This window comes from Thalassolituus sp. UBA6592, assembly GCF_002433655.1.
Lineage (GTDB): Bacteria > Pseudomonadota > Gammaproteobacteria > Pseudomonadales > Oceanobacteraceae > Venatoribacter.
In genome coordinates this window covers 55,326-68,458 of sequence record NZ_DJIO01000105.1, presented here as the reverse complement: position 1 = coordinate 68,458, position 13,133 = coordinate 55,326, and the positions used below count along the sequence as shown (strand labels likewise).

General features: G+C 57.2%; 8 protein-coding genes. 6 read left to right on the top strand and 2 right to left on the bottom strand.

Translation table 11 applies throughout. From position 1 onward, the window contains the following. The 4 genes from codB to B2Z72_RS09925 all read left to right on the top strand — a co-directional run. Positions 1–955 (top strand): cytosine permease (gene codB, locus B2Z72_RS09940; protein ID WP_297004684.1); only part of this gene is annotated, 955 nt, incomplete at its 5' end. After that, positions 952–2,220, top strand: coding sequence for a PucR family transcriptional regulator (locus B2Z72_RS09935; protein WP_296985997.1), 1,269 nt, complete (start codon positions 952–954; stop codon positions 2,218–2,220). The genes codB and B2Z72_RS09935, both read left to right, overlap by 4 nt. After that, positions 2,217–3,485, top strand: coding sequence for a cytosine deaminase (codA, locus tag B2Z72_RS09930; protein WP_296985998.1), 1,269 nt, complete (start codon positions 2,217–2,219; stop codon positions 3,483–3,485). The genes B2Z72_RS09935 and codA overlap by 4 nt, the downstream gene beginning before the upstream one ends. A gap of 259 nt (positions 3,486–3,744) precedes the next feature. Further along, a complete protein-coding gene (locus B2Z72_RS09925; protein WP_296986000.1) occupies positions 3,745–4,362 on the top strand; it encodes an SCO family protein in 618 nt (205 codons plus the stop codon). Between the two features lie 33 nt (positions 4,363–4,395). Here the strand turns inward: B2Z72_RS09925 and B2Z72_RS09920 are convergent, their stop codons facing one another. Beyond that, the gene (locus tag B2Z72_RS09920; RefSeq protein WP_296986003.1) at positions 4,396–7,002 is read right to left on the bottom strand and encodes a S8 family serine peptidase; all 2,607 of its coding nucleotides are present in this window, start codon (positions 7,000–7,002) and stop codon (positions 4,396–4,398) included. Positions 7,003–7,308: 306 nt separating this feature from the next. Between B2Z72_RS09920 and B2Z72_RS09915 the strand changes: the two genes are divergently transcribed. Continuing rightward, on the top strand, positions 7,309–8,826 hold the full coding sequence (locus B2Z72_RS09915; RefSeq protein ID WP_296986006.1) for a YifB family Mg chelatase-like AAA ATPase: 1,518 nt from the start codon (positions 7,309–7,311) through the stop codon (positions 8,824–8,826). Positions 8,827–8,877: 51 nt separating this feature from the next. Here the strand turns inward: B2Z72_RS09915 and B2Z72_RS09910 are convergent, their stop codons facing one another. After that, positions 8,878–10,572, bottom strand: a complete 1,695-nt coding sequence (locus B2Z72_RS09910; protein WP_296986008.1) for an EAL domain-containing protein — start codon at positions 10,570–10,572, stop codon at positions 8,878–8,880. A gap of 303 nt (positions 10,573–10,875) precedes the next feature. On the opposite strand from B2Z72_RS09910, the gene rep reads away from it, so the two are divergent. Further along, a complete protein-coding gene (rep, locus tag B2Z72_RS09905) occupies positions 10,876–12,903 on the top strand; it encodes a DNA helicase Rep (protein WP_296986009.1) in 2,028 nt (675 codons plus the stop codon). Positions 12,904–13,133: the final 230 nt, after the last annotated feature.

Genomic DNA, 13,133 nt, shown 5'->3' with positions numbered 1-13,133 from the left:
GATCGGCTGGTACGCCTGGGGTACCGCAACCATCGCTATCGTGCTGGTGAAAGTGACCGGTATTTCTCAGGCCTGGGAAATTCCGCTGATGATTTTCTTCGGTTTTGCCTTCTGCTTAACCGCCATGATCGGCTTCCGTGGCCTGGATCTGCTATCGCGGGTAGCGGTACCGGCGATGCTGCTGTTTATTCTGATTTCCCTTTACACCGGCATGGTTGATGTTGGTGGTATGGGCGCACTGTTCGGTATCGAAGCGGCTGAGAGCATGAGCTTTACCGCGGCGATCACTGTGGTGATCGGTACTTTCGTCAGTGGTGGTACGCAGGCGACCAACTGGAGCCGTTTTGCTTCTTCCGGCAAAGTTGCTGTGTGGGCGACCATGGCGGCCTTCTTTATCGGTAACGGCCTGATGGTGCTCACCGGCGCGCTGGGTACTCTGATTTACCAGCAGGCGGATATCGTTGACGTGATGCTGGCGCAGGGCTTTGTGGTGCTGGCGGTACTGATGCTGTTCCTCAATATCTGGACCACTCAGGACAACACCATTTACAACTTTGCGGTGGCTGGCTGTAACCTGCTGCGCACTGACAAACGCCGCACCGTGACGGTGGTTGGTGCGGCCATCGGTACTGTGCTGGCGGTATTTGGTATGTACAACTTCCTGATTCCTTTCCTGGTGCTGCTGGGTACCTTCATTCCGCCAATCGGTGGTGTGATCATGGCCGACTTCTGGCTGCGCCATAAGGGCGAGTATCCGAAGCTGTCCGAAACCCAGCTGCCAGCGTTTAACTGGCTGGGTCTGGGCACCTACGTGGTTGCCTCTGCCTGCGCTTACTTCTCACCCTTTATGCCACCGGTGGTGGGTGTTGCTGTGGCCTTCGTGCTGTATGGCATCCTGATCAAACTGCCGCTTGGTGCGACTGCCGTGTCTGCCACCGCTACGGAGAATGGATGAGCATCAGCTGTGCTGATATACCGCGACTGCCCGGACTGGAAAGCATCCGCTTCCGTGCCGGGCTGAGCGGCGGCCAGCGCATTGTGCGCTGGCCTTATGTTGCCGAAAACGACTCTATCCGGCCCTGGGTCAACGGCGGTGAGCTGGTATTTATTACCGGTATTAACCATGACCGTGACGAAGGCAATCTGCGTCAGCTGATTGAGGAAGCGGTGGAGCGTGAAGTTGCCGGGCTGGTCATTCTGACTGGCCCGGAGTTTATCCAGCAGATTCCGGCCAACGTGCTGGAATTGGCCAACCGGCTGGAATTCCCCCTGTTAGAACAACCCTATGAACTGCCCATGGTGTTCGTCACAGAAGTGATCAGTAATGCCATCGTGCAGGACAACCTGATTGGTCAGTCGGTGCGGTTGTTCCTGACGCGGCTGATCAACGGTTTTGCTCAGGCGCCGGAACTGATTCACCTGCGTGCCAGCGAACTGGGCATCAGTGATGCCAAGCCGTTCGCCACGCTGGCGATCCGCTTTGCCGATGCTCTGCAGCCGGACGAAGACGACAGCAAGCACCGCCTGCTGCATCTGCGCCATGAACTGGAACAGCAGCTGGGTGATCTGCTCAAGCGCCGCGGTATCGACTGGCCGGTGCTGTGTTACGAGCAGGACATGCTGGCCATCTGGCCGGTGGAAGATACCCATGTCGGCAGCATCCGTGAGGAACTGGAACAGGCGCTGAGCTGGCTGCAGAAACGTTTTCCACAGCTGGAGTTGTACGCCGGGGTCAGTGATCTGCAACCAGGCCTGATCAAACTGGCGGATGCCACCGAACAGGCCCGGCAGGCGCTGCAGTTTGCCGTGCAGCACCGTCATCAGCGTATTTTCTTTTCTGAGCAGCTGGGCATTGCGCGGCTGTTTGCGGCGATACCCAAACGCAGTTTATTAGCCGAGTTCTGTCAGCAACAGCTGGGCCCATTGTGCTTTGCCCGCGATACCTCATCGCTGGAGCTGAAGGCCACGCTGAACACATGGCTCAATCACTTCGGCCATCAGCAGAACACCGCCGAAGCACTGGGCATTCACCGCAACACACTGAGTTACCGGCTGAAGCGCATTGAAGAGATTCTGGGCTTCAGCCTGCAGGATCCGTTTCAGCGACTGAATCTGCAGAACGCTCTGCTGATCGAGCAGATCCTGTTTCAGCATCACAATATTGAAGGCCAGCTGCATGAGCCGGCCGCAGAATTAACCAGCGAGAAATCACCGCTATGAAGATTATTAACGCGCGTCTGCGGGCCAAGTCCGAGTTATACACAGTCACCATCGCCGACGGTAAATTCACTGCCATTGATCAGCAGAGTGCTGCTATCCCTTCTGCTGCTGCAGATGACATCGACGCCGGTGGCAACCTGCTGTGCGCGCCCTTCGTTGAACCTCATATTCACCTCGATGCGGCGCTCACCGCCGGTGAACCTGCGTGGAACCAGAGTGGCACTCTGTTCGAAGGCATCGAGCGCTGGGGGCAGCGTAAGCCAATGCTCAGTGAGGAAGACATCCGCTCCCGCGCCATGGCCACCATTGAGCTGCTGGTGCAGAACGGCGTGCAGGCCATCCGCACTCATGCCGATACCACCGACGCATCTCTGATCGGTGTGAAAACCCTGTGCGCCATCCGCGATGAGCTGAAAGATAAGATCACCATTCAGGTGGTGGCCTTTCCGCAGGACGGCATGATGGCCTCAGCAGAAGCCACCCGGCAGATGGAAGAAGCGCTGGAGATCGGCTGCGACGTAGTGGGCGGTATTCCGCACTTTGAATACACCCGCGAACTGGGCGAGCAGTCGGTGAAACACCTGCTGGCGCTGGCGCGCAAATACGACCGGCTGGTGGATGTACACTGTGATGAGATCGATGACCCGAACTCGCGCTTCCTCGAAGTACTGGCCTGCGAAGCCATGTTCCATGGTATGGGCGAGCGCGTCACCGCCAGTCACACCACCGCTATGCACTCCTACGATAATGCCTACTGCTCCAAGCTGTTCCGCCTGCTGAAGAACTCCGGCATTAACTTTGTTTCCTGTCCGACGGAAAGCATTCACCTGCAGGGCCGTTTTGATACCTACCCTAAACGCCGCGGCGTGACGCGGGTAAAAGAACTGCGTGAGGCGGGCATGAACGTGTGTCTGGGTGAGGATTCCATCTTTGACCCATGGTACTCACTGGGTAACGGCCGCCTGCTGCGCACATTGGATTTCGCCATGCACATCTGCCAGATGATGGGCTATCAGGATTTTGCGACAGCACTGGATCTGATTACCGATAACTCTGCCCGTACCCTGTGTCTGGAGGATTACGGTATTACCGTGGGTAACTCTGCCAGCTTTATTCTGCTTGATGGCGAAGACGACTACAGCGTGCTGCGCAAGCAGGGTGACGTATTACTTTCGGTGCGCAATGGCGAGGTGATCATGCAGCGCCGTCCGGCGGAAGTGCTGACGCCGTCGTGGATCACCACACCGGCCTTCGCCCGCTCCTGATTTGCCTGAGTCAGTGTTGCGCTGACAAACCCGTCTGTGTCTCTGACTTAATCTGAATCAACAGAGCCACACTTTTGCCGCATCCGTCTCAGGGTGCGGCTAATTGCCTCTCAGATTCGCTGCTGCGTATTGATATACTGCGCCGCTTATAAGCTTAATAACAAACAGATCTGTAACCGGCCCGGTGCATCCCGGTTCACCCCTGACGATGTTGCGGGAAGCAATAAGCCGGACAGTACAGACAGCAAAGGGCGACGATATGAAAGGTGTTTCCGGATTAGCGGTGATTCTGCTGTTAGCGTTGGCGGCTGGTGTTGCAACGGCAAAGTGGCCGGCATTACAGGCGTCACAGGTACTGCAACAGAACGGTGTGGTGCTGTTCAGCCGACCCCTGACGGTATCAGACTTTACCTTCACCGATGAAAACGGTGCCCCGATCACCCGCCAGGATCTGATGGGTAAAAAGGTGCTGATGTTCTTCGGCTATACCTTCTGTCCGGATATCTGTCCGACCACACTGATGGATCTGCGCCGTACCTGGAAACGGCTGCCAGACAGCGTGAAACAGGGCTGGCAGGTGGTGCTGGTGTCCATTGATCCGGCCCGCGATTTGCCGGAAAACCTTGGCCCTTACATGCATTACTTCAACAGGGACTTCAAAGCCATGACCGGTAATCCGCAGGCGTTAAAGACGCTGGCGGCTGAGCTGAATGCCCTCTACCACAAGGTGGAACGCGGAGAAGGTCAGGCGTACCTGATGGACCACAGCGCCAATCTGGCGGTGCTTGATGAGCAGGGAAATTATCTCGGTTATATCGAACCACCACACGGCCCGGGCCGCATGGTGACATTAATCGAAGCGCTGTCCGTCAGATAAGCACGGCGCTCTGAGTCAGTCAGCAAATCAGCGTCACTCTGACTGAATGGTGACGCTGAAGTCCACACCTGTGGTGTCCTGATCCAGCGTCACTATTTCCTGCGATTCACCGCAGGTTTCGCCGGCGTCACAGATGGTGCCGTCGGCATCAATATCCGATCCCGCATACACCCGATATTCACCTGCCGGCACCGCCGGGAAGCTGTATCTGGCATTGCCATCTGTGCTGGTGGTGTACAGTACTTCGTTGGTCTGGGCACTGGCCAGCTGAACTGTCTGCGGTGTCAGATTGGCCGGAGAGCTATCGTTGCCGGTCAGCACCACCACCTGAAAGTCCAGCTCATTACCCGTATCCAGCGCGAAGGTCAGGGTGCCGATATAGTAACCGTCATCCAGTGCCGCCAGATCCACACTGATATCGTACTGGCCGAAGCCAAAGGCATCCACGTCGGTGGCCTGAACGCTGAGCCAGTCGCGGCTGCTGGCGACGCTGCTGACGGTGGCGGCTTCACTGCCGCCATTGCTGATGCTGATACTGGCCGAACTTTGTTCATTCAGTGCCAGCGAATCCGGCGTTGCTACTAACCGTGCCGGCGGTAGCGGTAAGCTGCCGCCATTGGCCAGGTTCTGTGCCTCCTGCACCAGTTTCAGCGCATCCAGATTGCCATAGCCTGTGCGGTATTTCTGTTCACAGTCCGTGGCCTGATCGGTAATGCTGCAGGTGCTGATCAGAGTCTGCGCCTGCTCCGGTGTCAGTGCCGGGTAAACCGCTTTGGCCAGCGCAAAGGCGCCGGCAACCACAGGGGCTGCCATCGAGGTACCGCGCAGCTGGGCGTAGCCGTATTGCATAACGCCGAGGGTCTCTTCGCCCCCCAGACTGAGAATATAGTTACGGTAATCATTGGTCGGAGTATCGATCACAGCGCCGCCGCCAGGTGCGCGCAGATCAATGGTTGAACCATAGTTAGAAAAGGAAGAGAGGTTGCCGTCGTAGTCGCTGGAGGCGACAGAAATCACACCATCATAGGCGGCAGGGTAAGACGGAGCGGAACTGCTTTCGTTGCCGGCGGCGGCCACCACTATGATGCCGGCATCGACAATATCCGCCAGAAGGTTTCTTTCCGGAGTGTTACTGGAACCGCCGCCGAGACTCAGGTTGATAATGTCTGCTGGTTTTGTCGGCAGGGTAGTGCTGTCGTTAGTCATACCAGCGGCATATCTGAGTGCCTGAAGCAGATCGTAGCTGGTGCCGGCGCTGCCGGAAACCTCTTTGCCCAGCATGCGGACGGGCATAATTTCAGCGCCCCAGCTGACACCGCTGACGCCTGTACCGTTATTGCTTAACGCGCCGATAATGCCGGCGACATGGGTGCCATGGTAGGTGCCGGAGCCGTCACCCTCGTCGGTAGGATCGCCATCAATACCATCGCCATCATCGGCACGTTCAGCATTGCTGATAAAGTCATAGCCATCTACCAGTTTGCCGTTGATGTCCGGATGGCCGGGCAGGATGCCGGTATCAATGACCGCAACCACCACAGTGCCGCTGGCCGGAGTGCCCGTGGTGATATCCCAGGCCTGAGGCAGATTGATGGCCTCAAGATGCCATTGTTCCGCGTAATAAGGATCGTTAGGGGTGGTCGCCAGTGGCCGGTACAGCAGGTTAGGCGAGGCGTATTCCACATCGTCCTGTTGATTCAGCGTCTTAATATCTATCAGCGTCTGGCGCATGGCCCAGCCATCTGCGCTCAGGGCATACAGCGGATCTGTATTGCTGCTGTAGCCAGCAGCTCTGGCCAGACTGCGGCGTTGGCTGTCATCACGCTGCAGTGACACCAGCGCCGCGCGATCCTGCCCGGTCGCAACCTTACTGAGCTTGGCAGAAAGCCCTTTATTGCTGACCAGCTGGCTGCGGATGTTCAGTGATTTGCTGACGGCGCTGGCTGCACTCACGGTTTTGGATTTAACGATCGCCTCGCCAGCAACAAAGATTGGCAGCTGACCAGCGCTGTCTGAGCTGACAGAAGACGCGGTAATGCCGGGGGCCAGGATGCGCAGTATGTATTTGGAGTCACCGCGGAAGGCGTTGACGTTAATCAGGTAGCGGCCATCGCTGTTGATGCGCATATTCTCAGTGCTCGAAAAACCGGCAGAATAGGTGATCAGAGCATCCGGATTGTCGGCGCGGAACAGATACAGATCGAGGTCGTTGGCATCCTCTGGTGATGTGATATCAAACTGATAGTCGTTGATCTCCAGCTCGACCGTTTGCCCGGCCTGCAGGTCCACCAGGTAGTAGTCATCAGAGTCTGCTGTTGTGGCGAAGCGTTCGCGGCCACTGTCACCGCCGGTGCCTGCGGCACTGGCAAAGCCCTGTACGATGGCGTCGTTGCGGATGGCCTGGGGCGACGCCGGATTGTTGTTGCTGACGTAAACGGCATTGAGATTATTGACGTCAGAATCCACATCGTTGCGCGCTGACGTGCTGATCTGGCCGCTGAGGGCATAAGGGGAGGTTGTGTCACCGGAACCTCCGCCGCCGCCGCTGCAGCCGCTGAGCATAATGGTCAGGGCGAGGGAAGAGACAGTAAATGGCGACAGCAATCTTGTGTGTACGGTCTGGCGACAAACAGCGGGCATACAGGCATCCTGGTGGCGTCTGGGAAACATTGCCCGGTGTTCCGGGAGCGCATATTCAAGCCTCTGACGCCGGACAATTCAAGCGTCTGTTGCCGGACAATTAAACCGTCCTGCCTGCCCCTTAAGCCAGCAGTTTAAGTAAGGAGCTTAAGCCGCGCCTCAGTTCTGACTGAGTCGCGCGGGCTTTTCCATTCCGGCCTTCCGGGGGCTGTGCCCTTGCTTTACCCTCAAAGGTCGTCTGCTGCCTGAAAAACCCGAACGCTCTGCGCATATCAGGCAACCCACAGAATCAGGCAAGGAATGCTTATGTCACTCGCCCGCGTTATGACCCGCGCGCTGTCAGGAATTGAAGCCCCTCAGGTTATCGTCGAAGTTCATCTTTCCAGTGGTCTGCCTTCACTCAGTCTGGTTGGGCTGCCGGAAACCGCCGTTAAAGAAAGCAAGGACCGGGTGCGCAGTGCGCTGCTCAACAGCGGCTTTGAGTTCCCGGCCAAACGCATCACCATCAATCTGGCGCCGGCGGATCTGCCAAAAGAGGGTGGCCGTTATGATCTGGCCATTGCGCTGGGCATTCTGGCGGCGTCCGGGCAGGTGCCGGAAAATGCCATCGATGGTCACGAATTTATAGGAGAGCTGACGTTGGGTGGCGAGCTGCAGCGGGTGCCCGGAGTATTACCCTGTGCATTGCAGGCGGCACGCGATAACAGAGTGCTGGTGATTCCTGTGGATAACAGTGATGAAGCGGCCCTGTGTTCGGCGGCCGATGCGCGGGCGGCGAAATCTTTGCTGGAGGTAACAGCATATCTGCATGGCCAGAGCCGTCTGAGTGATGTGCAGGCCAGTCAGCCGTTGACCACCGGACAGGCCCAGGACAGTGCCGACCTGGCTGATGTCCGTGGTCAGGCCCAGGCACGGCGGGCGCTGGAGATTGCCGCCGCCGGTGCCCATAACCTGTTGTTTATCGGGCCGCCGGGAACCGGTAAAACCATGCTGGCCAGCCGTCTGCCCGGCATTCTGCCACCGATGGAAGAGGAGGAAGCTCTGGTCGCCGCGTCGGTATCTTCCATCGCCGGGCAGTCTGCTGACTGGCAGAAACAGTGGCGTGTGCGGCCGTTCCGCGCACCGCATCATACGGCATCCGGGGTGGCACTGGTGGGCGGTGGCACAGTGCCCAGACCCGGTGAAATCTCCCTGGCCCATGGCGGCGTGCTGTTTCTTGATGAGCTGCCGGAGTACTCGCGCAAGGTGCTGGATGTACTGCGTGAACCATTGGAAAGCGGCCGCATTGTCATCAGCCGCGCCAGCCGCTCAATTACTTTTCCGAGCCGGTTTCAGCTTATTGCGGCAATGAACCCATGCCCCTGCGGTTACTTTGGTGATGCCTCCGGCCGCTGCCGCTGCAGCTCAGAACAGATCCGCCGTTATCAGGGCCAGACTTCGGGGCCATTGCTCGACCGCATCGACCTGCATGTGGAAGTACCGCCCATGCCGCCGGCACTGTTGCAGCAGGCGCCGCCGGGGGAATCTTCGGCCACGGTACAGCAGCGGGTCATCGCCGCGCGCCAGCGTCAGCTGGACCGGCAGGGCTGCACCAATGCAGCGTTAAGCGGCAATCAGCGCGATGAAGTTTGTCGCCTGACTATTGAAGATCAGAATTGGCTGATGACCGCCATTGAGCATCTGCAGCTGTCGGCCCGGGGCTTTCACCGTATTCTCAAAATCGCCCGCACCATTGCCGATCTGGATGGGGCGGAGCAGATTGGCCGGGCGCATCTGATGGAGGCCATGGGATACCGTACGCTGGACCGCTATTTACAGAGTTAGGTGTCAGCGGCAAAGCTGAGCAGGCCGGACAGATGATAAAGACTCAGCACATCAGAACAGACTGTGCTGCGGGAAATCTGCCTGCACGCCAAAGCCTGCGATCGCCTGAGTGGTCAGTTCATCCAGTGACAGCGGCTGCGAATAAATGTACCCCTGAATACGGTCACAGCCGGAACGGCGGATTACCTCCAGACAGGCCGGTGATTCTACCCCTTCTGCGGTGGTTTCCAGACCGAGACGCTGGGCCAGTTCCAGCATGCTGGTGACAATCTGCAGCTGCTGTTGATTGTCCGGCACCGGCGCTACAAACGAGCGGTCCAGTTTGATGCCGGTTAACGGCAGTTCGCTGAGATGGGCCAGGGATGAAAAGCCGGTACCAAAGTCGTCCAGCACAATATGCAGGCCGGCGTTTTTCAGGCGGCGCAGATTGAGCAGTGAGACACTGGCATCGTGCATCATGGCGGTTTCTGTTAATTCCAGTTCCAGATAACGCGGTGGCATACCTGATTGTGTCAGCAGCTCCAGCACCTGATCGGCGTACCAGGGGTCAGCAATTTCCGGAAAGGAAACATTTACTGCCAGACGAATACGCTCGCCGGTACGTTCATACAGGGCTTGCCATGCGCGGACGGTCTGCTGCAGCGTCCAGCGTCCCAAAGCCCGGATCAGGCCAGCGGCTTCCGCTTCGCGGATGAACACCGTTGGCGGAATCACTCCCAGCGACGGATGGCGCCAGCGGATCAGGGCTTCGGCACCTATCCACTGGCCATTGCGGCTGTCGAACTGCGGCTGATACTGCAGGAAGAACTCTTCTTTCTGCAGCGCCTGGCACAGGCCTTCAAACAGGTTAAGGCTGTAAACTTCCTGCTCCTGCCAGTGGAAGCTGGCTTCCTGTTGCAGGCGTTCGCGGGCGATCTGTTGCACCCCTTCCTGCAGGGTGGCACTGAGTGCCGGGAAGTTTTTCAGATGCAGCGGCGAGCTGTGATAAACCACCCATGGACGGGCATCGTCTTCCGGCTGGTGGGGCAGCCAGTCACGCTGCAGATCGTAGTAATCGTCAGAGATGATCACCAGCTGGTCGTCCAGCAGGCGCCCGATCAGAGCGTTGGCCGGGGCACGCAGGCGCACGGTGCGTTCAAATTCCTGGTGAATCGTCTGCTGCTGCTGCCACAGGTCGCCGGATGCCGGGCTGCGCAGCCAGCGGCTCTGCACGACCTGCAGATACAAACCATTCTGGCTGCTTTCGCAGCGGCGGTGCAGGGCGGCGAAGAAATCATCGCGGTTGAGTGGCGGTTCCAGATCCTGACGCAGGCTCAGTTGCAGTGGTTTCAGACTGTTAAAAAAACGGCTGCGGGTTATATCGCTGAGCGGCAGACGCTGAAAAGCCTGGGGCAGAAGGCGGGAGTGTAATGGGGTGCTGATGAGAATAGTGGGGAGGTTGGATTGCAGCCGGTGCAGCCAGTTGCGGCGCGTATCACAGAGGTCATCGACAACGACGATGGCGGCATGCCACTGATTAAAGTCGGCGATGTTTTGCAGACAATGGTGCCGTCGCCAGCGGTGGCCGCTGTCGAGATGAATAAATTCTGCAGATATGGGCGGCGCGGCGGTGTAATGCTCTAGCCACACGGCAATCGTATCCAGTTGCCTCTCACTGGTGCTTACCACCAGTAAACGCAGACTTGTGGTCTGCTTATCTGCTAAATCCAGTGCCAGACGCTTTCTGGCCGTTGAAGAACGTTCCATATCAAAGCTGCCGTCTCTGTCATCTTACTGTTGGTGATAGCGCAGGTTCTGTCAGCGGTTATAAACCGCCAATGATCCTGCTGCCTGACCGTGTTTGTTCTTATTGTTATTACGTATCCGGGATGAGAAACCAAGACTGTCTTCCTGACTTACGTGAAAAACATAACAGTAGAATCACCATGCGCAAAGCATTCAATGCGTTCCTCTGATCCGGAAGTATGAGGCTGGTTACACAGAAGCGATTTCATAACCGCGGTGAGCTGTTAAAATGCCTGCCCATTCAGCAGGTACTCAGAGACATCCGTGGTCGATTTATCCCAGCTTAACCCCCGTCAGAAAGAAGCCGCCAAGTACATCGATGGCCCGTTGCTGGTGCTGGCAGGTGCGGGCTCGGGTAAGACCTCGGTAATTACCCGTAAGATCGCTTATCTGATTGATGTGTGTGGCATCAAGTCGTATCACATAGCCGCGGTGACCTTTACCAACAAGGCCGCACGCGAGATGAAAGAGCGGGTCATGGCGCTGACCGGTAAAGGCGGTGCCAAGGGCCTGACAGTGTCGACCTTCCACAACCTCGGCCTGAATATTATCCGTCATGAGCTGGCCACGGCTGGTTATAAGCAGGGCTTTTCGATTCTCGATCAGGACGACTGTAAAGGCATCATCCGCGATGTTATGCACCGTGAACACGGTGACGACGGCGATATGATCGAGCTGGTACAGAATGCCATCTCCAATCACAAGAACGACCTGATCACCCCGGATCAGGCCATGACCGCCGCGGCGACGCCGCAGGAAATGCTGATCGCCCAGACCTACGTTGTCTACCAGCGCATGCTGAAAGCCTACAACGCGGTGGATTTCGACGACCTGATTATGGTGCCAACGGTGCTGTTCCGTGATAATCCGGAAGTGCTCACCCGCTGGCAGAAGAAGATCCGCTATCTGCTGGTGGACGAATATCAGGACACCAACACCTCCCAGTATGAACTGGTGAAGCTGTTAGTCGGCCACCGCACCGGCCTCACCGTGGTCGGTGATGACGACCAGTCGATTTATGCCTGGCGCGGTGCGCGTCCGGAAAACCTGGTGCAGCTGGGCAAAGATTTCCCGACGCTGAAGATCGTCAAGCTGGAGCAGAATTACCGTTCCACCGGCCTGATCCTCAACGCCGCCAACCATGTTATCGATAACAACCCCCACGAGTTCGAGAAAAAGCTGTGGTCCGATATGGGCTACGGTGACCCGATCCGCATTCTTAAATGCCGCAACGACGACGTCGAATCCGAGCGCATCGCCACTGAAATCGTTGAACGTCGCCTGCGCTATGGCTGTGGCTATCGCGACTTTGCCGTGCTGTATCGTGGAAACCACCAGTCGCGTGCCATCGAGATGAAGCTGCAGGCCTATCAGGTGCCGTACAAGCTGAGTGGTGGGCAGTCGTTCTTTGGCCGCAACGAAATCAAAGACATCATGGGTTATCTGCGTCTGCTGATTAACCCATCCGATGATTCTGCGTTTCTGCGTGTGATCAACACGCCACGCCGTGAAATCGGTCCGACCACCATTGAAAAGCTGGGCGAATACTCCGCCATGCGCGGTATTTCCATGATGGCGGCCACGCAGGAATTTGGTTTAGAGCAGCAGCTGATGCCGAAGGCGCTGGATCGTCTGCGCCGTTTTGGTCACTGGCTGGAGGGGATCACCCGCAACGCCTACACCAATGACCCGGTGGAAGCGGTGAAGGAGATGATCCGCGACATCGATTATGAAAGTTATCTGTTGCAAAACTCGGGTACGCCGAATCAGGCTGAACGGCGGATGAAGAACGTCTGGTTCCTGGTGGATTCGATCAGCAAGATGATTGAAAAAGCCGATGAGCTGGGCGACGAATGCACCATCGAAGACGCCGTCAGCAAACTGATTCTGCGCGATATGATGGAGCAGCAGGAGCAGGAAGACGAATCCGATCAGGTGCAGCTGATGACTCTGCACGCCTCCAAAGGTCTGGAATTCCCGCACGTGTACATCATGGGCATGGAAGAAGAGCTGATGCCGCACCGCAACAGCATCGAAGCCGACACCATCGAGGAAGAACGGCGCCTGATGTACGTGGGCATTACCCGCGCCAAGCGTACCCTGACCCTTACTTATGCCGGCAAGCGCCGCCAGTATGGCGAAGCCATGGATACCACCCATTCACGTTTTCTCGATGAGCTGCCCCACGACGATGTGGAATGGGAAGGCAAAACCGAAGTATCAGCGGAAGAACAGAAACAGCGTGGTCAGGAGACCCTGTCCAGCCTGAAAAACATGCTGTCGGATTTCTGATCCGGCAGCGTTGTTCCTGTTCCATACCAGTCAAATCTGAGCCCGTCCCAGCGCCCCCAGTATAAAACCAGTCATGAAAGACTCAGTTCCAGCCGTTCTGCCTGAGCTTAGTCACGCTTTTCCCAACTGATCTCCCTATCTGTTTGATCTGTCATACGGGCGTGTTACTTTGCCTGTATAACCCGACCATAACTGAATATTTATATAGCGGCTGTGCGCTTTCATCCAGC